Source organism: Pontibacillus sp. ALD_SL1 (genome assembly GCF_017355605.1).
The window spans coordinates 2,619,414-2,641,612 of record NZ_CP062974.1; the positions used below are offsets into that span (position 1 = coordinate 2,619,414).

At 40.6% G+C, this 22,199-nt stretch carries 21 protein-coding genes and 1 other annotated feature (1 of these 22 only partly in view); of the genes, 3 read left to right on the top strand and 18 right to left on the bottom strand.

Features of this window, described 5'->3' with window-relative positions; genetic code table 11:
- Positions 1–105: a binding site (T-box leader), on the bottom strand (it extends 125 nt beyond the left edge of the window).
- 136 nt (positions 106–241) lie between these two features.
- On the bottom strand, positions 242–418 hold the full coding sequence (locus tag IMZ31_RS13370) for a helix-turn-helix domain-containing protein (protein ID WP_207527817.1): 177 nt from the start codon (positions 416–418) through the stop codon (positions 242–244).
- 141 nt (positions 419–559) lie between these two features.
- Here IMZ31_RS13370 and IMZ31_RS13375 point away from each other — a divergent pair, with 141 nt between their 5' ends.
- The gene (locus IMZ31_RS13375) at positions 560–2,077 is read left to right on the top strand and encodes an N-acetylmuramoyl-L-alanine amidase family protein (RefSeq protein ID WP_207527818.1); all 1,518 of its coding nucleotides are present in this window, start codon (positions 560–562) and stop codon (positions 2,075–2,077) included.
- A 133-nt stretch (positions 2,078–2,210) separates the two neighbouring features.
- On the opposite strand, the gene dtd is transcribed toward IMZ31_RS13375, so the two are convergent.
- The 7 genes from dtd to IMZ31_RS13410 all read right to left on the bottom strand — a co-directional run bounded on the left by dtd (position 2,211) and on the right by IMZ31_RS13410 (position 11,444).
- Entirely contained in the window at positions 2,211–2,657 is a 447-nt protein-coding gene (dtd, locus tag IMZ31_RS13380; protein ID WP_188651346.1) for a D-aminoacyl-tRNA deacylase, read from the bottom strand.
- 11 nt (positions 2,658–2,668) lie between these two features.
- Positions 2,669–4,879 (bottom strand): RelA/SpoT family protein, encoded by a 2,211-nt coding sequence (locus tag IMZ31_RS13385; protein ID WP_207527819.1) that lies wholly within the window; start codon positions 4,877–4,879, stop codon positions 2,669–2,671.
- 210 nt (positions 4,880–5,089) lie between these two features.
- Positions 5,090–5,602 (bottom strand): adenine phosphoribosyltransferase, encoded by a 513-nt coding sequence (locus tag IMZ31_RS13390; RefSeq protein ID WP_207527820.1) that lies wholly within the window; start codon positions 5,600–5,602, stop codon positions 5,090–5,092.
- Positions 5,602–7,953, bottom strand: a complete 2,352-nt coding sequence (gene recJ / locus IMZ31_RS13395) for a single-stranded-DNA-specific exonuclease RecJ (RefSeq protein WP_207527821.1) — start codon at positions 7,951–7,953, stop codon at positions 5,602–5,604. Before recJ ends, IMZ31_RS13390 begins: the two co-directional genes overlap by 1 nt.
- Before the next feature lie 169 nt (positions 7,954–8,122).
- Complete coding sequence (locus tag IMZ31_RS13400; protein WP_207527822.1) at positions 8,123–8,446, bottom strand: LapA family protein; 324 nt, start codon at positions 8,444–8,446, stop codon at positions 8,123–8,125.
- A gap of 126 nt (positions 8,447–8,572) precedes the next feature.
- Entirely contained in the window at positions 8,573–10,930 is a 2,358-nt protein-coding gene (gene secD / locus IMZ31_RS13405) for a protein translocase subunit SecD (RefSeq protein WP_207527823.1), read from the bottom strand.
- 196 nt (positions 10,931–11,126) lie between these two features.
- The gene (locus tag IMZ31_RS13410) at positions 11,127–11,444 is read right to left on the bottom strand and encodes a post-transcriptional regulator (RefSeq protein WP_207527824.1); all 318 of its coding nucleotides are present in this window, start codon (positions 11,442–11,444) and stop codon (positions 11,127–11,129) included.
- Between the two features lie 143 nt (positions 11,445–11,587).
- Here IMZ31_RS13410 and spoVB point away from each other — a divergent pair, with 143 nt between their 5' ends.
- Positions 11,588–13,138, top strand: coding sequence for a stage V sporulation protein B (spoVB, locus tag IMZ31_RS13415; RefSeq protein ID WP_207527825.1), 1,551 nt, complete (start codon positions 11,588–11,590; stop codon positions 13,136–13,138).
- A gap of 70 nt (positions 13,139–13,208) precedes the next feature.
- On the opposite strand, the gene IMZ31_RS13420 is transcribed toward spoVB, so the two are convergent.
- The 3 genes from IMZ31_RS13420 to IMZ31_RS13430 form a co-directional block, all read right to left on the bottom strand.
- Complete coding sequence (locus IMZ31_RS13420; protein ID WP_207527826.1) at positions 13,209–13,889, bottom strand: class I SAM-dependent methyltransferase; 681 nt, start codon at positions 13,887–13,889, stop codon at positions 13,209–13,211.
- Positions 13,890–13,955: 66 nt separating this feature from the next.
- Complete coding sequence (locus IMZ31_RS13425; RefSeq protein ID WP_242705567.1) at positions 13,956–14,624, bottom strand: DUF421 domain-containing protein; 669 nt, start codon at positions 14,622–14,624, stop codon at positions 13,956–13,958.
- Positions 14,625–14,690: 66 nt separating this feature from the next.
- Entirely contained in the window at positions 14,691–15,995 is a 1,305-nt protein-coding gene (locus tag IMZ31_RS13430; protein WP_207527827.1) for an ArsB/NhaD family transporter, read from the bottom strand.
- 128 nt (positions 15,996–16,123) lie between these two features.
- Between IMZ31_RS13430 and IMZ31_RS13435 the strand changes: the two genes are divergently transcribed.
- A complete protein-coding gene (locus IMZ31_RS13435; protein WP_207527828.1) occupies positions 16,124–16,501 on the top strand; it encodes a TIGR04086 family membrane protein in 378 nt (125 codons plus the stop codon).
- 42 nt (positions 16,502–16,543) lie between these two features.
- Here the strand turns inward: IMZ31_RS13435 and yajC are convergent, their stop codons facing one another.
- The 7 genes from yajC to IMZ31_RS13470 all read right to left on the bottom strand — a co-directional run bounded on the left by yajC (position 16,544) and on the right by IMZ31_RS13470 (position 22,002).
- A complete protein-coding gene (yajC, locus tag IMZ31_RS13440) occupies positions 16,544–16,813 on the bottom strand; it encodes a preprotein translocase subunit YajC (RefSeq protein ID WP_036785536.1) in 270 nt (89 codons plus the stop codon).
- Positions 16,814–16,850: 37 nt separating this feature from the next.
- A complete protein-coding gene (tgt, locus tag IMZ31_RS13445) occupies positions 16,851–17,990 on the bottom strand; it encodes a tRNA guanosine(34) transglycosylase Tgt (protein WP_036785533.1) in 1,140 nt (379 codons plus the stop codon).
- Between the two features lie 21 nt (positions 17,991–18,011).
- The gene (queA, locus tag IMZ31_RS13450) at positions 18,012–19,037 is read right to left on the bottom strand and encodes a tRNA preQ1(34) S-adenosylmethionine ribosyltransferase-isomerase QueA (protein WP_207527829.1); all 1,026 of its coding nucleotides are present in this window, start codon (positions 19,035–19,037) and stop codon (positions 18,012–18,014) included.
- A gap of 21 nt (positions 19,038–19,058) precedes the next feature.
- Positions 19,059–19,241 carry a DUF2905 domain-containing protein gene (locus tag IMZ31_RS13455; protein ID WP_371825504.1) on the bottom strand — a complete coding sequence of 61 codons (183 nt, stop codon included), beginning with the start codon at positions 19,239–19,241 and terminating at the stop codon, positions 19,059–19,061.
- A 10-nt stretch (positions 19,242–19,251) separates the two neighbouring features.
- Positions 19,252–20,256, bottom strand: coding sequence for a Holliday junction branch migration DNA helicase RuvB (gene ruvB / locus IMZ31_RS13460; protein WP_207527831.1), 1,005 nt, complete (start codon positions 20,254–20,256; stop codon positions 19,252–19,254).
- A 15-nt stretch (positions 20,257–20,271) separates the two neighbouring features.
- Positions 20,272–20,892: a Holliday junction branch migration protein RuvA gene (gene ruvA / locus IMZ31_RS13465; protein ID WP_207527832.1), complete on the bottom strand. Its 621-nt coding sequence runs from the start codon at positions 20,890–20,892 to the stop codon at positions 20,272–20,274.
- A gap of 624 nt (positions 20,893–21,516) precedes the next feature.
- The gene (locus IMZ31_RS13470) at positions 21,517–22,002 is read right to left on the bottom strand and encodes an intercompartmental signaling factor BofC (RefSeq protein WP_207527833.1); all 486 of its coding nucleotides are present in this window, start codon (positions 22,000–22,002) and stop codon (positions 21,517–21,519) included.
- Between the last annotated feature and the right edge of the window lie 197 nt (positions 22,003–22,199).

Below are 22,199 nucleotides of genomic sequence, written 5' to 3' on the forward strand. Positions count from 1 at the left end.
AGGAATGTCTTTCACTAAGGCGATTTAGAGAGATACTTTCAGCCTGATGGTATCTCATCTCTTCTCCAAACGTCCCTTAGCTACTCTTTCCATCAACGGTACTCATTATCAATGTATGTGAAAAAGTACTTTCTAGCCTGATAAGAATTTTAATACGGGTCTCGCATAATTTCAACACTTTTTTCCTACTTACATGTATGAAAGGAATTGTTTATTATCATAATGTTGACGTCATGTAATGTCAAGCGCGATCCATGCTTTCTTTCAATTTCTTAACATCTTTTAAAGAAACCCCAAATTCCTCAGCCATTTCCATTCGTGTAAGATGCGGTTCCTTCTCTAAAAAGTCATGAAACTGAACCCCAAATACGCTTTTACTTGCTTGTGATGAGTTTAAATGCTTACGACTTTGCCTCATAATTCACACCTCTTTGTGGCTTTTTATCTATTTTCCCCAAAGCGGCATAAAAATTTCACGATAGGAAAGGTTTTTTTATAAGGATGTCGAAAGAAAGATAAATACTCGTGTAATAAAAAATAAGAAGGAGGCATATTCACCTTGTTTATACGACGCAGCACCACCATGCTCTTTTTGTTAATGATTAGCTCATTATTCTTCTTGAGCACGGAAATTAACGCAGCACAGAAAGCCATAATTAATGTAGAGCCTCTAAATGTAAGAAGTGGGCCTGGGTTAACCTATAATAAAGTAGACCAAGTGCATAAAGCGGAAGCATTCACTGTCCTACAAGAAAAAGACAAATGGGTTCAAATTCAGCTCAATGATAAAAAGGGATGGGTTGCCAAGTGGCTCATCGATTTAAAGGATGACAATCGTTCCTCCCACGCTTCAGTAGTTACATCTAATGTTGATGACTTACGAGTAAGAAGCGGTGCAGGTACATCTTACAGCGTGATCGGGAGTATGGATAAAGGTGATACATACCCACTTAAGAGTACATCTGGAAATTGGGTTCAACTTTCTTATAAAAATGAAAGTGGATGGGTTTGGAAACAATTTGTTACGACAGAACAATCAAGTGAAGCAACGAACCAAACTGTAGTCTTAAATTCTTCACAATCTCAGTCTCAACAACAGACAGAAAAGGGAGAAATCATCATCAAGACACCGGTTTTAAACGTAAGAAGTGAGGGCAATTTGGGAGGAAAAGTAGTTAGTCAGGTTAAAAAAGGTGAACAGTATGCGTACATACAAGAAAAAGGTTCCTGGTTTGAAATTAAATACGCTTCAGGGAAAACAGGTTGGGTAGCGAACTGGCTTGTAAAGAAAGTCGCCTCAAAGCCTGAAGAAACTCATTCTGTTACCTTATTGTATAATGGAACAAACATTCGAAAAGGTCCATCAACCAACACGAGTATTATCGGAAGAGGATCTAAGGGACAACAATTTAATGTCATTAGTCATGGAAACAAATGGTATGAAATAGAATATAGCGGCGGATCAGCTTATGTTGCTGACTGGATCGTTACAAGCCGCTCTTCAAGTGTTGAAGAGCTATCAAATGAAGAACAAAGCATCGTTGGAAAAACAATTGTGATTGACGCTGGTCATGGCGGACGAGATGTAGGCACGATTGGCCATGATGGAAATTATGAGAAGAATCTTACCTTAACGACTGCAAAGCGTTTAGCAGAACGCTTAGAGTTAGCCGGAGCTAAGGTTATCTTAACTCGCCCTAATGACTCCTATATTGCTCTCAGCTCTAGAGCTACGAAGTCAAACGTGTTAGGTGCAGACGCTTTCTTGTCTCTTCATTACAATAGTTTCCCTCAATCTCCAAGCGTATCTGGTATCGGAACTTATTACTATCATAATCAGCATAAAGCTTTTGCTGAAGCTGTTCAAAATGGGATGGTAAAAGCAACTGGACTCAGAGATAGGAAAGCCAAGTTTGGAGACTTTCACGTCATTCGAGAAAATCGACAACCTGCCTTACTATTAGAATTAGGATTCTTATCCAACGCACAAGAAGAGGCATTTGTGCACACGAAAGGTTTCCAAGATAAAGTAACGAATGGTATTGTCCAAGGCATTATCGATTATTTAGGCGAATAATTTAATGATTATTACCTTCTAATCTAATCGCAAAAAAGCGCTCCAAGCCTTATTAAGACTTGGAGCGCTTTTACTATATAAGGAGTTTATTTACTAGTGAAACAACTATAAATCTCCTCTTCATGGATCTACTTTAACGATCTTTACTTTCTAATATTAATGTGACAGGCCCTACGTTTGTAAGCTGCACATCCATCATCTCACCAAAAGCACCGGTTTCAACAGAAATTTCTTGGTCTTTGACGAAAGAATTGAACGATTCATATAATTCGTTAGCAGGTCCTGGTTTTGCAGCGTTCATAAAGTTCGGACGTCTCCCTTTACGAGTATCTCCGTACAATGTGAACTGAGAAATAGAGAGCATTTGCCCTCCGATATCTTTTAAGGATAAGTTCATTTTACCTTCTTCGTCCTCAAAGATTCGGAGATTCACTATTTTGTCTGCAAGATATTTAGCATCTTCTTCTGTATCCTCATGCGTTACCCCTAGAAGGACCACAAGGCCATTATCTATTTCACCTGTCACTTTGTTTTCAACCGTTACGCTAGCATTGCGACCACGCTGAATAACTGCCTTCATACGAACTCTCCTTACTGCAGTACACGACGAACTGTGTATACATCTGGAATCTGTTTAATCCGATCAACAACTTTTCGTAAATGACTAATGTTTTGAATCATTATGGTCATGTGAATCGTTGCCATTTTATTACGATCTGATCTTCCTGTTACAGCCGTAATATTAGTTTTGGTTTCATTAACAGCCTGAAGAACCTCATTTAAGAGTCCTCTTCGATCATATCCTGAAATCTCTAAATCAAGGCTGTACTGCTTACTGTCTTCTCCAGTATTCTCCCATTCCACTGGTAGGAGTCTGTTTCTGACATCATCTGTTTTGACATTTGGACAATCAGAACGATGGACAGAAACGCCGCGCCCTTTAGTGATATAACCTACAATGTCATCACCAGGTACAGGGTTGCAACAGCGAGAAAGTCTTACGAGTAAATTATCTACACCTTTAACTCGGACGCCTGAATCCTTCTTCTTCTTATTGGAGTGTGGCGGACGTTTAATATCGTTTTGAACACCTTCAAGTGTTTCTTCAAGGTCTTTTTCTTTATTCTGCTTACGACGAATTTTCTCCGTTAGACGAGTTGCAATCTGAGCAGCTGTTATTCCCTGGTACCCAACAGCGGCATACATATCATCATCGTTTGTGAAATTAAACTTCTCAGCAACTCGATCCAGGTTTTCAGCGTTGAGCACTTCTTTAGGCTCTAGTTCCATCAAACGGATCTCTTTCTCGACAAGCTCTTTACCTTTAGCGATGTTTTCATCACGGCGTTGTTTCTTGAAGAATTGCTTAATCTTATTCTTGGCCTGTGACGTCTGACTAATCTTAATCCAGTCCTTCGATGGACCGTAAGAATGCTTCGACGTCATGACTTCAACAATGTCCCCTGTCTTCAATTTATAATCCAGAGGTTCCATCTTACCGTTCACCTTAGCTCCAATCGTTTGATTCCCAACTTCTGTATGAATCTTATAGGAAAAATCAATTGGAACAGAGCCAGAAGGAAGTTCTATGACATCTCCCTTTGGAGTAAAGACGTATACCATGTCAGAGAATAGGTCTACTTTAAGAGACTCCATGAATTCTTCAGCATCATGGGTTTCGTTCTGCCATTCCAAGATTTCTCTAAACCAAGTTAAACGTTCATCAAAGGATTGCGTATTCGACTCTACATTTAACCCTTCTTTATAAGCCCAGTGGGCCGCGATTCCGTATTCAGCAATGTCATGCATTTCATGTGTCCGAATTTGAACCTCTAGCGGATCACCCTTAGGTCCAATAACCGTTGTATGAAGAGATTGGTACAAGTTAGGCTTTGGCATCGCAATATAATCTTTAAACCGCCCAGGCATTGGCTTCCAGCACGTATGAATAATTCCAAGTACTGCATAGCAATCTTTAATGCTATTCACCAACACACGTACAGCAAGAAGATCATAAATTTCATTGAACTGTTTGTTTTGCAGCACCATTTTCCGGTAAATGCTATACAAGTGTTTTGGGCGCCCAGAGATCTCTGCTGTAATATCCACTTCGTCGAGTTGGTTATGAATTTCATCCATAACTTCGCCAATATAGTACTCTCTCTCATTACGCTTTTGTTTCATGAGGTGAACAATGCGATAGTACTGCTGTGGGTTTAAGTAACGAAGAGCCGTGTCCTCTAGTTCCCATTTAATTGTAGATATACCCAAACGATGAGCTAATGGCGCAAAAATCTCGAGCGTTTCGTTAGAAATTCGACGCTGTTTCTCAGGAGGTAAATGCTTTAGCGTTCTCATATTGTGTAAGCGGTCCGCTAATTTAATGAGAATGACACGAATATCCTTCGCCATCGCAACAAACATTTTACGATGATTCTCCGCTTGTTGAGCTTCTTTTGACTTATATTTAATTTTCCCTAACTTTGACACACCATCAACGAGCATTGCCACTTCTTCGTTAAACTGATTCTTGAGCTCTTCTACGGTTACGTTCGTATCTTCCACAACATCATGTAAGAAACCGCCAGCAATCGTTACAGGATCCATTTCTAGTTCAACGAGGATACTCGCCACTTGGACAGGATGAATAATATACGGCTCACCAGATTTACGGTACTGTTCCTTATGCGCCTCTTGAGCAAATTCATAGGCACGTCGAACAAAACCTGTATCTTCCTCAGATAAATACTGGCTCGCTTGTTCTACCACTTCATCAGCTGTCAAAATTTTATCTTTAGACATCCTATCACCTGATTATTAGAAATTCGTCATAGGTATAGACGTAGCATATATATGTGTTTAATTATCGAAAATTCTAATGAGAATGTAAAGAGGAAAGACTCAATTTTTGTCGAAAACCTCTACTCTTACCTATTGGACGTGTTTCAATCGTTTTTACGTTCGTATGATAAAAGAGTACTCCCATAACTTTGAGAGCACTCTTTCTTCCTTTTAGTATTGCATTAATGTTAGAACATCATAACCGTCTAGTTTCTCACGGCCATCTAAATAGGTTAATTCTACAAGGAAAGCACAACCTACTACAATTCCGCCTAGTTGTTCAACCAAGTTGATTGTAGCCTCAATCGTACCGCCAGTTGCAAGAAGGTCATCTGTAATTAGAACGCGTTGACCAGGTTTAATGGCATCCTTATGAATCGTTAATACATCACTTCCATATTCCAAGCCGTAGTCAACTTTAATCGTTTCACGAGGAAGCTTACCTTCTTTACGCACAGGAGCAAATCCTACTTCCATTGCGTAAGAAACTGGGCAACCAATAATGAAACCGCGCGCTTCTGGTCCAACAATAATATCAATTTCTCTTGTATTCGCATACTCTACGATTTCATCAATCGCTGACTTAAATGCCGGGCCATTATCCATTAAGGTTGTGATATCTTTAAATTTGATACCTTCTGTCGGCCAATTTTCCACAACCGTAATATACTGTTTATAATCCATTAACTAATTTCCTCCTTAACGTCCGAAACTCGATCCATTTGCTCGGTAAACCAAGCTTTTAATTGAGGATAGGATGAGAAATATAACGTTTGTTCCACTTGTAATTGTTCGTGTTTTTGTTGATATAGAGCTGATTCTGCCAAATCTTTTTTAGAAGGATTCGGATTCAGCGTTAAAAGTCCATTATCTATTCTAACAAATTCTAGTTCAAAAAACACGTGTGATATAAATTCCACCGAATCTTTTGACCAACCCTTATAATCTGCTAGCTTCGGTCCTTCTGTTTCTAGATGAAATTTCTTGCGCTTCATCAACATACCATAGAACCATTTGAAATGGTCGCGGGTCGGTAACGTTTTTAAGAATGCTGCATCATCTGTTCGGTAACACGCATAAATATTGTGAGGTGTCATTTTCTGAATGACAGCACTGATCTGTTCCATTGATGTCGGAAGGTCCATAAGAACCATATGTTCAATCTCATCTAATGGTAGATCATCAATGAGTTCAGGGTCATGGTTTAACTCAATTACCGGGTAGTAATCAAACACCCAAGATTGCTCTTCTGTCGCCTCCCCAAAGAAAATGGCAACGGTATAATCAAATGGTAACCGTGGCATTGCCTTTTCAAGGTGGCGATTTCCTCTCAAATCAAAGAGCTGCCAGTTATCGACACAAAGGTCCTTCATCATAACCTGAGGTTTACGCTTACCATTCCATTCATTGATAGAAAGTTCACCTACGATTGATACAGGTGATTGAGGAGCGAGACGAGGGTATAAATCTCCCATTCCAAAGCCGATGGTATCGATATCTGCTCCATTTGCTTTAAATCGCATCTTTAGATGATTTAGTTTACTCCCGATTTGCCTCAACTCAGCAGGTATTGCTTCTTCTATACGGAAAAGTGGCTTAGGGTTCCCCATTCCAAACGGTGATAGCTTCGCAATCTCTTCAATTGTTGAAATTGTTATATCTTCGAGTTTTACTGTTCGGTCAATCGTTAAGAGTTGCTTAAAGTCTTCAGGTGCTAGTTTTTGTTCTGCCAGCTCATTTAGCGCTTCTCGAAGTGTTGCTACATTCTCGAGTGGCAACGTCATTCCAGCTGCCTGAGCGTGACCTCCAAAATGAGTAAACTGATCACGAACTTCCATGCAATTTGTAAACATATCAAACGCATCTATGCTCCTAGCAGACCCTTTAGCTGTCTGAGTCTCAGGGTCGACCGTTAAAACAATCGTCGGCCGATCATACTTATTTACAAGACGAGAAGCTACAATACCAAGAACGCCCTGATTCCATCCTTCTTTAGCCACAACAATGACAGAAGGAAGATCATCTGCCTGAGCATCAAGCATAGATTCGGCTTCTTCAGCAATTTCAGCAACAATCTTCTGCCGTTCCTGATTGAGTGCGTGAATTTGATTCGCTAACGCTTCTGCTTCTGAATCACTCTCAGTCAATAATAAATCAACAGCAGGAAATGCATCTTGTAATCGACCTACAGCGTTAATACGAGGGCCTATAGCAAATCCAATGTCTTCTTCGGTGATGTCACCTTCAATGCTACATACTTTCTTTAAAGCTTGTACACCAGGTCGAATAGACCTTGAAATAGCTTTAAGACCGTGTGCAGCTAATATACGGTTTTCATCATGCAATGGGACTAAGTCTGCAATTGTTCCAATAACAACCAAATCCAATAAGTGTTTTGGAAAATCTCCTAGTAAGGCATGTGCGAATTTAAACGCTACACCTACACCCGCTAGTTCTTGAAATGGGTATGTGCCAGATAACTTTGGATGCACGATTGCATATGCATCTGGTAGTTCAGTTTGAGCCTCATGGTGGTCGGTAATAATTAAGTCAATACCTAATTCTTTCGCTACAGATGCTTCATGATTGGCCGCTATCCCTGTATCCACAGTGATAATTAACGTGATCCCTTCTGCATGTGCATTTCGAAATGCTTCTTCATTAGGACCATAACCTTCTGTAAAACGATTTGGGATGTAGTACTCTACATAAGCTCCCATTTCACGAAGGACTTCAACCATCAATGCAGTTGAGCTGACCCCATCCGCATCATAATCACCAAATACCCATATATATTCCTCTTGTTCAATCGCTCTCTTAACACGATCAACAGCTTTGTTCATATCATTCATTAACATTGGATCATGTAACTGTTCCAGTTGAGGAGATAAAAATAATTTTGCCGCTTCTTTCGTTTCAATACCTCTTTTTCTTAACAAGTCTTGCGTTAAAGAAGACAATGATAAAGAGGGATCAATCGGTTGACTTGGCTCCTCTTCTTGGGTTAAATTCCATTTTGCTTTACTCCGTAACATAGATTCACCCCTAACAGAACCATTATACAAGAGCAGGGTAAGGGGAGCAAATGAATTTCAGGTGGAAAAGGTAGACACGAAAAGTGCAGGCTTGGTGCTTAGGGAGGACTTTAACACAAAAAATTAGGATGAAATCATATGATTTCATCCTCCCAGTACAATTGTTTAATTATTTAGCACGCTCTTCTTCAATTGTCTGATTCTTGTCCTCTTCTGCCTTACGTGCAGTCACACGTTCAGGGTCCTCCCCTAATTGTCTAAGCTTTTCCGTTAAAGCTCGATTATCCCGTTGAAGCTGATAATTACGAACCGTGCCGAAAATCCCTGCGATCAATCCGCCCATTAATACTGAGCCCAGTATAATAAGGATTAACGGAGCTTGGCCTGTGCCAAATAAGTAATTCACCTCTACCGCGTCAACATTAAACACAGCGAAAATAGCAACAATAAGAGCAAATACTAAGGCTAAAATAAAATTCTTCTGTCCCTTCAAAAGAACCCATCTCCTTTCTAAAAACCTTTCGATTATTTTACTCTCTCTTTCTCCTTCTATTCCCAAGTGAAGGTGGCTTGAAAACTGATTAAAAAAAGAGCTCTCCTAGCAGGAGAGCTCTTACACTTATACTTGTGGTCCGCCAGTTTGCTTCTTCTCTTTATACTCAATCGGTTTCCGTTTAAGCATACTTCCTCTCCATACTAACCACAGCTGAGCTGCGATGAATAAGGAAGAGTAGGTACCAGCAATAAGACCAATAACTAGGCCAAAGGAGAAGTTTGTAATCGCTGTTGCTCCGAATAGAAGGAGCATTAAGGCAGCAAATACGACCGTTAGTACGGTATTAAGACTACGAGCTAGTGTTTCCATTAAACTCTTATTCACGATCTCTGCTAACTCAGAGAATGTCTTCACTTTCTTCTTCAGCTTCAGATTCTCACGGATACGGTCAAACGTAACGATTGTATCGTTGACGGAATAACCAACGATGGTAAGAATCGCGGCAATAATCGTAATATCAAATTCAAGCTGCGTTAAGCTAAACAGCGCGATGATAAAGAAGGCATCATGAAGTAGAGCCACTATAGCCGTTAATGCGAAATAAATTTCGAATCGAATCGTCACATAGATGATAATCCCAATGGACGCAATTGCCACGGCGTACACAGCATTCTTCACAAGTTCTTCACCCACAATGGAGGATACAGTGCTCACACTTGGATTGCTTCCGTAAAGTTCATTAAAGTGACCTTTGATGTCTGCAATTTCAGATTTAGATAGGACGCTAGTAAAACGGGCTACACCAATTTCGTCATCGTCACCTGAGATCACAATCGTCTTCGGTGTATATCCAATTTCTTCGAATTCTTCTTTTAATGTTTCTTCTGTAACTGGCTCATCCGCTAGTACTTGAACACGAGAACCACTTGTAAAGTCAATTCCTAGGTTTAGCCCCATTGCACCTAATGCAATTGCACCAGAGAGGATAAGAGCAATCGATATACCAAAGAATTTCTTACGGTGTTTAACAAAGTCAAAGGAGCGGCCAAAGACTTTCGCTTCTACCTCTTCGCCTTTTTCTATGTCTTTCACCTGGCTTGGTTTAACCCCAAAGAAACCTGGTTTCTTATTTAAAGCCCTACTCTTAACTAGTAAGCCAAGCATCAATCGAGAGCCGTAAACAGCTGTTAAGAAGCTGACTAAAATACTGATAATTAACATGGTTGCAAACCCTTTTACAGAGCTTGTACCGAATATAAACAGGACAATCGCAGCCAACATGGTTGTAATATTGGCATCAAGTATCGTTGCCAAGGATCTACTATTACCTGCTTTAAAGGCAGATAGTGTAGATTTGCCAGCTTTCATCTCTTCTTTAATACGTTCATACGTTATAATGTTCGCGTCGACTGCCATACCAACACCGAGCACGAGCGCAGCGATTCCTGGTAGTGTCAGAACTCCGTTCATTAATTCAAATACAAGAAGAATTAAGAAGATGTAGGTTGATAGAGTAATGACAGCAACTACACCTGGAAGTCGGTAGTAGAAAAGCATATAAACAAAGATTAAAGCAATCCCTATGGCACCAGCTATAATCGTTTTGTTTAATGCTTGCTCACCAAACTGCGCTCCTACAGATGTAGAGTAGAGCTCTTTCATATCAACTGGCAATGAACCAGCATTTAAGATATTGGCAAGTTCTTGAGCGCTATCTACCGTAAAGTCACCCGTAATCATTACTTCTTTGGTAAGTAAAGGTTCGCTTACGCGTGGAGCTGATATATACCCTTGCTCTTCTGGATTGTTAAAGTCAGCTATAAAAGAATCTTCTTCCCCAAAGTCCATCCAGATTACCATAGAATTCTCATTAAATGGTGTTGATGGATCATTACCTAATTGAGAAACTTTTTTGGTTACACTTTGGAACTCTTTTGCATCTTTTACTTTTAACGTAACAATTGGAGCTTTCGTATCAGGATGAAATTCTTGTTGGGCACTGCCTTCTACAAGATTTGATCCGTTGAAGATTTCTCCATTTTCTGTGTCTGGCTCATTATTATCATCCTCTTCATCCATTTCTAATGAGAGAGGTTCATCATTGATGCGAATTTCATCATCATCAACGGTTCTAAATGACAGACGAGCAGAGGTACCAATAAGCTCCCGAGCTTTATTCTGGTCTTCAATTCCAGCAAGCTGAACCCGGATGCGGTCCTCTCCTTCAATATTGACGCTTGTTTCACTAATTCCTAGTGAATCCACACGTCTATAAATCGTTTCAACAGTTGCTTCTAAAGCATCCCTGTCAATCTCTTGATCTTCATCAATTGGTGTAACCTGGTACAAAATTTCAAATCCACCTTGAAGATCAAGGCCAAGGCGAATATCCTTTGTAATTCCTTGTATCGTTGTCCCTATCGTACCTGCAAAGATAAGCAAGAGTAGAAAAAACGCAACGATACGACCGCGTTTTACCATGAGTATAAGTGCCTCCTTCTGACTTCTCCAACAACCGTTTTATGAAATAGTATTACATTCTTACGCATAAAAGAGTGGTCTCAACTAATACCACTCTACAACTACGTGAGCCTTTTGTATGTATAGAAGAAATGATCATTGTGACTAAAATGCCACACGCCAATATTGTAATTATAGAAATCTTTGGGAAGCACTGTCAATAAGACGTTTCATTTTCTTGTTTATTTGGATCATGGTTCCTTAATGCTTCTACCTGAGCAAGTAGATCATCACTCTGGTAAGCTTGAACGGTTAAGTAACTCATATATGTACCTACACTTAAGTGAAACACATCTTGTACTGCCCTATGTAAACGTAACGTTGGATTGCCCTTCCATACTTTCTTCTCGAGGCATTTCCAAATATCTTCCTCATGTGCTTTGCTATAACCAAGCAAATGAAATTCTTCTTTCTTGCTTTGTAATACAGGGTAAATCGTCTTCTTCCACTGCACTACAGGTTTTCCTTCTTCCATATATAATACCCCTCTCATTCAGCTCTACAAATCATATAGCAAATGTTTCAACCAATTACGAATGCTTGTCATGCTTGCCCACCTTTTCTGCATATATTCATTGTATACGAATTTCAATTCTTTGAGAAGGTAGGTCGTAATGAATGACCAAACAAACCTTTTTACAAGGTACTCTGATTTTAATTGCAGCAGGCATGATTACTCGCTTCCTTGGGTTTGTCAATCGGATCGTCGTAGCACGGATTATGGGAGAGGAAGGTGTAGGCCTTTATATGATGGCCATCCCAACCCTCATCTTAGTTATTACCCTCACCCAATTCGGATTACCTGTAGCTATATCGAAACGGGTAGCAGAGGCTGAAGCTATAGGAGACTTAAAGAAAGTAAAGAAAATTCTAGTGATCTCTCTCACTATCACAGGTGTATTGAGCATCATTTTTACAACAGGAATGGTTCTTTTAGCTCCTTTGTTATCTCAAACCTTGTTAACAGATGAACGGACCCTATATCCACTTCTGGCAATCAGCCCTATCGTCCCTATTGTAGCCATCTCCTCTGTGTTACGTGGGTATTTCCAAGGTCGACAAAATATGAAGCCACAAGCATACTCACAGGTGATTGAACAGATTGTACGCATTAGTTTTGTCGCTTTATTCACGAAAGCACTCGCCCCATACGGAGTCGAATATGCTGCAGCAGGTGCCATGATTTCAGTAGTATTAGGAGAGTTTTGTTCTTTGTTGTACATGCTTCATATGTTCAAAGTGAAAAAACGTGTGAAAGTCAGAAGAAAGTTCATGAGTTATATTAAAAATGGTAAAGACACATTCAATGAACTCATGTCGATCGCCCTTCCGACTACCGGAAGTCGTATGGTTGGGTCCATATCCTTTTTCTTAGAACCAATATTAGTAGCACAAAGCCTTGCCATTGCAGGCTTACAAACCGCTATGGCTACTAAACAGTACGGGGAACTAACGGGATACGCCCTCCCTCTTCTAATGCTTCCAACATTTATTACACAATCTCTTTCAGTTGCTCTTGTTCCCAATATAAGTGAAGCTGGAGCTAAAGGAGATCAAACGTTAATTCACTACCGTATACATCAAGCTATTCGTTTATCCTTTGCCTCAGGAGCTATTGCGACCGTTATATTAACGATTTTCGCTACACCAATCTTAACGTTCATGTACGGGCACGGAAATGCTTCTAGATTCTTGCTTGTAATGGCGCCATTCTTCTTAATGCTTTATTTCCAAGCACCTTTACAAGCCGCTCTACAAGCTCTTGATTTAGCGAAAGCTGCCATGTGGAACAGTTTGATAGGAGCTGTTGTAAAGTTTGCTGTCTTACTATCATTAGCCACTCAGCCTAAATTCGGTATTATGGGTGTAGCACTTGCAATTGTAGTTGGTGTTATTCTGGTTACGTTCTTACATCTAGCTACACTAATGAAAGCGATCCAGTTCCGAATTCCTCTTGTTGACATTGGAAAGATGATTTTATTAATGGGAAGCACATGGTTTATTGGCTATAAAATGAACGAACTATTCAAAGAAGCCACAATGGCTCCTATTCCATTTCTATTGTTAATATCAGTATTCACAGGTGTCTACATCATCTTCCTGTTCGTTTTCCGCTTTATAACTAAAGAAGAATTGCAACAGTTGCCTTTTTTTCAAAAAAAGCGATAAACTAAAATAAAAACCAAGTATAGAATCAGATCTGATTTTATACTTGGTTTTTTATGTAGTAAGATGACTCTTATTGCTTCTCTACTACAAAGACCCATAAAAAGGTCAGTGCTTGCTTTAATGGTTTCGCCAAATCTTCTACTTCTTCTACTTCTACTCCCTCTTTAAAAACCCCATAACCATCTATCGTTCTCCAACCATTTTCTCCTGCAAGCTGTTCAAATTCCCAAGGCATCATCGTATTACAAATGACATCTTCACCATATAGTCTTCTGTAGCTATTTTGTCGAGGGCCTGCAGTTGGACCAAGGATCGCTATACACAGACGCCCTCCTGGCTTTAAGACTCTTCGCAGTTCTTCTAATGCCCTTTTAGGGTCTTCTGTCCATTCAAGTGAGTTAATTGCCATTAACCCTTCAAATGTATCTTGAGCAAAAGGAAGATCGGCCAAATCGCCTTGTGTAAACTTTAGTCGCTCTCCATTCATTCGTTTTGCATACTCTATCATCTTAGGTGAAATATCAACTCCCGTTACATTGTAACCCGCTTCACTCAATAGATATGCCCCATAACCATCCCCGCAGCCAATATCAGCTACTTGGCTGCCCTCTGGTATATAGTGTTTAATGAATGGAATGATTCCAGCTCGGGACCCTTGACTCCACATAGAACGACTCTTTTCACTCCAAAACGAAACGTTTTGATCCCACTTTTTTGTGGCTGCCTCATGCCAATTGAATGATTCACTCATAATCCTGCCCCCTTCTTAAGTATAAAAAAGAAGATGCCTTCTGTTCCAAGACACCTCCTCTTTATGTTACTGTTTTTCATCGTATTCGTCGATGTACCATTTGTTTTTATGATCTACGGTTAGTAAGGAAATTTGCTCAGGGTGCTCATAACCCCGCTTACGTATTTCTGTTAACAGCCATTTCTCATCTTTTCCATTACGCTTCAAGTTCTCCTCTTGGACCTTGCCGTCTGTAATAAATGGCATAAGAAATCCATTCATATTTTGAGACGGATTGTCTTGTTTCTCTAAAATAGACAGCTTACCAGAAGGCTCTAGTACAGCAAAAGCTACCTCATCCACAGACGAGTTGCCATTTTCTCTTAATTGTTGAAGTAAATCATTAAAATTGTACCTCTGTTTCCTCATTTCATTTTCATCAATCTTTCCGTTCTGAATAATTACAGAAGCTTTTCCATCAACCTTTTCCCTGAACCATTGACTTTTTAAGGAGAACCACGCACTCATCCTCTGGATCAGCAAAAGAACAAGCATGGGTATGACTGCGTGAATGAATTCATCCTTAGGCTCTTCAATCGAAAAGACTCCGATCTCAGCAAGCATGATAAAGACCACTAAGTCGAGTATGGACAGCTCACCAATCTCTCTTTTCCCCATAACGCGAAAGATCACTAATATTACAAAATAAGTGGCAAACGTTCTCCAAATAATAATCCATGTTTCTTCTAGATTCACACCAGGTTCACTTCTTTCTATTGTCCCTAATGTTCCTAGTGTAAACCGATCTTACCCTTCCTATGCTTACATGCCAGCTTGCATAAATGGAACAAGGTACCGAAACCAAACATAGACCGTACATACGGCAAGGGAGAAGAGCACAACAGGCATTCCATATAGCATAAACTTTAAAAATCCAATCGGATGTCTAGCACTAGAAGCCAATCCTGCTACGACCACATTAGCAGATGCCCCTATTAATGTCCCATTTCCACCTAGACAAGCTCCAAGAGCAAGAGACCACCACAAAGGGTCTAAATTCGTCATACCATATGACTGAAATTCTTTGATGACCGGAATCATTGCTGCCACAAATGGTATGTTATCGACTATTCCTGAGAAAAGACCTGATATCCATAAAATCATAAGAGCTGTTGCCGGCAAATCACCTTCTGTTAACCAAATCATCCCTCTGGCCAACTCATCAATCACACCAACTTGTTCGAGCCCACCAACTAGCATAAATAGCCCCATGAAGAAAAACAAGGTGACCCATTCTACCTCTTCAAAGACTTTTTCTGTATTTGATTCTTTTTCTGTAAGTAAAAGCAGCAGAATGGCTCCGCAAACAGCGACAGTCGTTAAATCAACATGCACAAATGCGTGTAGCAGAAAACCAAGGATGGTCATAGATAGTACCGTAACTGACTGATAAAGCATCGGAGTTTTCTTTAGGTATGAAGAAGGATCTAGTTCCATTAATGTGCGGACATGGTCTCCCTCTTTCTTCACAAGGGATTTCCTAAACAAGAAAACTAGTCCAAATAAAGTAGTTGTAAAAATGATCAAAACAACCGGGCCAAGGTGAACCAGAAAAGACATAAATGTAAAATGGTCGACCGCTTGCCCAATCATAATGTTTGGAGGATCGCCTATTAAAGTAGCCGTTCCTCCAATATTCGCACATAATATTACCGTTAATAAATAAGGGAATACAGGCAAATTTAACTTTGAAGTCAAAGTTAGTAATATAGGTACAAACAAAAGGACTGTAGTTACATTATCTAGTAATGCCGAACCTATAGCTGTTAACACACCCGTCACAATGAGAAGCGGGACTGGAGCACCTTTGACCCGCTGAGCTAAAAGAATAGCTATGTATTCGAATAAGCCTGTCTTTTTCGTAATTGAAACGAGCACCATCATAGAGAATAAAAGCGTAATCGTGGACCAATCAATAAAGCTAGTAAACGCCTCTTCCCAGCCATATATACCACTTAACAACATAAGGACTCCGCCCGCTAAAGCTACCAATGCACGATTTATCTTCTCTGACATAATAAACACATAGCTAACGATAAACACAGCAACCGCCAGGGTCGTTTCCATTAGAACCCCCCTTTTTTCTTGTCCATTTTTACTACTATATTCACGTACCTTAAGAAAATATTTTATTCTATTTTATTTTTTTATGAATAAAGTGGTAAAAAGGTGGACGAACAGGGAGGAGAATCAATATGGTTAAAGAAAGAATGATGGCACTCGCCTATGGATGGGGCACCATTCTTATTATTATGGTGTTGAGTAGCTTTACATTGGCCTTATTCCTTAAATTCTCGGAAATGTCACAACCAACTCTACAATGGGCAACACTTGTAATTGGATTAATTACGCTATTTATCGGAGGATTTATAGCAGGGGCAAAAGGAAAAGAACAAGGCTGGCTGCTTGGATTATTAACAGGTTTAGGGTTCTTTGCATTTGTTCTCTTGTTTCAATTCCTAGGGTATCAACAAGGCATGTCGACATCGCAACTCCTTTATTTAGGCGGTTATGTGGTCATGGCTCTCTTAGGTGGAATCATGGGAGTCAATGTAGGAGGAAAATCTAAATAAAAAACGCGCTTATCTCTAGATAGAGATGAGCGCGTTTTTTCATCATGCCTTCTGATTCACAACTTCACGGATAGCTGAACGATCGTATGTAAGTTTCGTTCCATCCTCTACCTGTAAGATAAGCGTGTTTTCATCTAGCGCATGAATGGTTGCGTGCATGCCGCCAATCGTAATGATATGATCTCCTTTTTGAAGATCAGATTGCATTTGTTTAACTTGCTTTTGACGCTTTTGCTGCGGTCGGATAAGCAAGAAGTAAAACAGTACAAACATTAAGGCTAGCATAATTAATGAACCTGCAGAACCTGCCATGGATTTTTCCCTCCTTTCAATAAGAAGCTTCTATCATTTAGAAGTTTTTAGCATCTGGTTTATTGAAACCATATTGTTCAAAGAACTCTTCACGGAAGTCACCAAGACGGTCTTCGCGAATCGCTTCTCGGACTTGCTTCATTAATTTTAACAGAAAATAAAGATTATGATAAGTTGTAAGTCGGAAACCAAACGTTTCATTACACTTAATTAGGTGACGAATATAAGCTCTTGAGTAATTTCGGCATGTATGGCAATCACATTCAGGATCAATTGGACCGAAGTCACGAGCAAATTTGGCGTTCCGCACCACTAAACGACCTTGTGAAGTCATACATGTTCCGTTACGAGCAATACGGGTAGGTAATACACAATCAAACATATCAATACCGCGCATTGCACCATCGATAAGAGAGTCAGGAGAACCTACTCCCATTAAGTAGCGAGGCTTATCAGTCGGAAGATAGGGTGTTGTGAAATCTAGCACTCGGTTCATCACATCTTTTGGTTCACCCACGGATAGACCTCCAACCGCGTAACCAGGAAAGTCCATAGAGACTAGATCATTAATACTTTGACGACGAAGATCTTCGTACTCTCCACCCTGAACAATGCCGAATAGGCCTTGATCGTGTGGACGTTTGTGAGCCTCTAAACAACGCTCCGCCCATCTGCTTGTTCGCTCAACGGACTTCTTCATATATTCGTGACTCGCTGGATATGGAGGGCACTCGTCAAACGCCATCATAATATCAGCACCAAGAGCGTTTTCAATATGCATGGCTTTCTCAGGTGATAAGAATAGCTTCTCACCGCTAATATGATTACGGAAATGAACCCCTTCTTCTTTGATGTCACGTAGCTTACTTAAACTAAAGACCTGAAAGCCCCCGGAGTCCGTTAAAATGGACCCATCCCAGTTCATAAACTTATGAAGGCCACCTGCTTCTTCTACGATATCTTCTCCTGGTCTTAGCCATAAGTGATACGTATTAGAGAGGATGATCTCCGCTCCCATCTGCTTCAGCTCTTCTGGGGCCATCGTTTTAACAGTAGCAAGCGTCCCTACCGGCATAAACATAGGAGTTTCAAAAGAACCATGGGGTGTATGAACTCGACCTAAACGAGCTCCTGTTTGTTTACATGTTTTTATGTGTTCGTACCTAATTGGCATCATTCATACCCTTTCTATCTCTCATTATAAAATTAGCATCGCATCGCCGAAACTAAAGAAGCGATACTGTTCATCAACAGCTTCCTTGTATGCTCGCATCACAAATTCTTTACTAGCAAGCGCACTGACAAGCATGATTAACGTAGACTTCGGCAAGTGGAAGTTCGTAATTAACCCATCAATCGCTTTAAAGTCATATGGTGGGTAAATGAAAATATCAGTCCAACCAGATGCTTCTTTAAAGGAACCATGATCTCTTGCAATGGTTTCAAGTGTTCTAGTAGAAGTCGTTCCCACCGGAATAATACGCCCACCGTTGTTATGAATTCGATTTAGTTGATCAGCAGTCTCATTTGACATCTGATAAAATTCAGCATGCATATCATGCTCCTCTACAGAATCCACACTTACAGGACGGAATGTGCCAAGACCAACGTGGAGTGTAATATAAGCAATCTCCACACCCTTGTCCTGAATTTCTTGTAAAAGTTCTTTCGTAAAGTGAAGGCCTGCTGTAGGCGCTGCTGCAGAACCTTCCTCTTTAGAGTAAACGGTCTGATAACGCTCCCGGTCAGACACTTGTTCCTTAATATAAGGAGGAAGCGGCATCTCACCTAGCGATTCTAATACTTCAAGAAAAATTCCTTCATACGAAAATGTCAGAATTCGTCCACCATGGTCTTGTAACTCTGTACATTCAGCCACGAGTTTTCCATCTCCAAATGAAATCTTGGTCCCTAGCTTAATCTTTTTAGCTGGTTTCACAAGAACTTCCCATTCGTCACCTTGACGTTGATGAAGAAGCAATACTTCTACTTTAGCACCTGTGTCTTCCTTTACACCATATAAACGTGCAGGAAGCACTCTCGTATTGTTCAAAACTAAACAATCACCAGGCTTTAAGTATGAGGTGATGTTGTAAAAATGTTTATGATCTATAGTTTCCTTCTCACGGTCCATCACAAGTAACCGGGAAGACGTTCGATCTTCCAGAGGAGTTTGTGCAATCAACTCTTCTGGTAAATCAAAGTCGAAATCGTTTATGTTCATATGTCTCTCCCTACCTAGTTCTTATCGAAATTTCCCAATAATATATAGCACAACGCTTGCGACAACACTCACTATAATAGACGTCATGATCGGAAAATAAAAGGTTGTATTTCCTTTTTTAAAGAGGAAGTCTCCAGGAAGCTTCCCGAAAATGCTCCAAATGAGGCCTATCACAATGAAGAGAACACCTAAAACAATAAACATCCTAGGGAATTCACTCACTTCCAGGCACCTCCCGATTAAAGTGTTCGTAGGCTAAATGTGTTACTAGTCTGCCCCTTGGTGTACGTTGAATAAACCCTTTTTGTAACAGAAATGGTTCGTACACATCCTCAATCGTTTGCGACTCTTCTCCAATCGTTGCCGATATTGTATCAAGTCCAACAGGTCCGCCTCTGAAATGATCCATAATCCCGAGTAACAACTTATGGTCCACGTGATCAAGTCCAGCCTGATCGACTTGAAGCATATTCAGAGCTTGGTCTGTTGTTTCACGAGATATAACGCCTTCCCCTTTTACTTGCGCAATATCACGCACTCGCTTCAGAAGACGGTTGGCGATACGCGGGGTTCCCCGTGAACGACGGGCCACCTCGACCGCCGCCTGATCATCAATTTCCACATCAAAAATTTCAGACGTTCTCTTCACAATTTCACAAAGGTCATCTGTAGTGTAGTAATCCAAACGACTTAACACACCAAACCTGTCTCGAAGGGGAGCAGAAAGTAAACCTGCTCTTGTTGTAGCGCCAACGAGTGTGAAAGGAGGAAGATCTAGCCGTATGGACCTCGCTTCTGAACCTGAGCCAATGACAATATCGAGGCAGAAATCTTCCATAGCAGGATAGAGTACTTCCTCAACAGACCTTGGCAAACGGTGAATTTCGTCTATAAACAAAACATCGCCTGCTTCAAGAGAAGAAAGAATTGCAGCTAAATCACCAGCCCTTTCAATTGCAGGACCAGCCGTCGTCCTAAATTGGCCACCCATCTCACTTGCTATAATGGAAGCTAATGTTGTTTTACCAAGCCCTGGAGGCCCATAGAGAAGAACATGGTCTAAAGGTTCATTTCTCATTCTCGCAGCTTCTATAAAAATTCGTAAGTTTTCTTTTGTCTTCCCTTGCCCAATGTATTGAGCAAGCGTTTGTGGCCGGAGACTTAATTCGACTGAAGCATCATCTGTCATGGCCTCCCCACTAACCATCCGATCATCCATGGTAACCCTCCTTACTTACGCTTTCTGCATCATAAGGGCTAACCCTTTACGTACATATTCATCGACACTTGAACATTGTTCTTTTTGAAGCTTAGGTCGAATGGATTTAATTTCTTTATCCGAATAACCAAGCGCCTTCATCGCCTCGAGCGCTTCATCTACGTAATTCGACTGTTCCTCGTGCGTTTGTTCACCTTCAAAGAAAATACTCGTCTCGTCCTGTTCCACAGGTAACCATTCGGTCAGTTTTCCTTTTAGATCGAGGATCATCTGTCGAGCAGTCTTCTTCCCAACTCCAGGGAAACGGGTTAAGAATGTGTCATCCTCCCGCTCAATTGCCGAAACCACTTCACCAACAGACGTTGAACCAACAATAGCAAGAGCACCCTTAGGGCCGATACCAGATACATTTAATAACTTAGAGAAGATCACCTTCTCCTCAGACGTCTTAAAACCATATAACGTCTGCAAATCTTCCCTTACATAATGATACGTATATATAAGCGTTTCCTTCCCCTTCATCGATTGAAAGGCAAACGGATTCGCACATAAAATTTCATAACCAATGCCATTCGCTTCTAAAACGACATTCTCAGCCGACACAGCAGCCACATTCCCTCTAACATAAGCTATCATTACAATCGTTCTCCCTTACATCCGTAGTCACCTCTATATATTTTAACATATGAACACCAAAAGCGCAGGCCCCCGTTTTGCTCCGTCAGGCATAAGACGAAGAACTACGGGAAGCGCTCTTCCTTCCCGAAGTTATTTGACTTATGACCCCGAGGAGCAGGGGGCCGGAGCTAGATGTACCAAAAGCGCAGGCCCCTTGTTCAGTTCCGTCGGGCATAAGGAAAGCAACGGAGGGAAGGGCCTTTTCTTCCCGCAGTTGATTGCCTTATGACCCCGAGGAACTAGGGGCCGGAGCTGGATGTACCAAAAGCGCAGGCCCCCGTTTTGCTCCGTTAGGCATAAGGAAAGCAAAGGAAGAATATATGATAAGGAATAACGACATTGTAAATAAAAGATTCAGAATTGCACATATTTTCATATTGACTGACTGGTCATGAAGATGTATGATCGACGTATATTATCAGGGAACGGGGTGTTAGTTATGAGTACGATCGATCGTATTGTGGAATATCTCAAAAACCTCGGAGTGAATGCTGAAAAAGTGTACCGACCACCAAAGAGTAAAACGCAATCGTAATACATATAAACCAAAACCCCTTCCTCAGGCCTGAGGAAGGGGTTTTGTTATGGTGTTGGCGTAATCGAAAAGTACTCATATTTTTTCAGTAAACTTAAGTACTGATCTTTAGATTTGATTTTGATTCCTTTTTGTAATTCTTCACTTTGGAAACTTTCAAGCTTCCCAACATCAATTTGGAAAAAGGATTGAATGACCTCAGAACGTTCATCTGAACCATCAAATAAAATGAGTTCATTGCCTTCATTCAAGCCAAAATATCCTGCTTCTTTCACAAATGGCGAGAGGTCATCAATTACTTTCTTAAACGTAATATGACCTTCACGCTGATCCACAAGCTCCCAGCCCTCATAACGCGCCCAGAAGTCTTCCATCGCCCATATCGTTTCTTTTTTACGCTCTTCACCGACGTGTCCATCAATATACTCGCGCTTCAACACAACTTCTAGTTCGAGAGGCTGCTCAACACTTGCATTCGTTTCCGCTCCTTCTTTAGCAGAAGATTCTGAAGCCTTAAGCGGCAAAGTGTCCATAACACGAACCCCACCTACAAACAAACAGAAAGTCACTATGATTATTACCAAACGAATTCCTCGCAAACCATCCACCTCCATCATTCTTTATCCCTTTAAAGCACAACACGGTGTCTGGCACGCTTTCATTCACTAAAGAATGTCAGGTTGTGTTTTAGGAATAAAAAAACTTCTAATTTTAGGGTTCCCAAAATTAG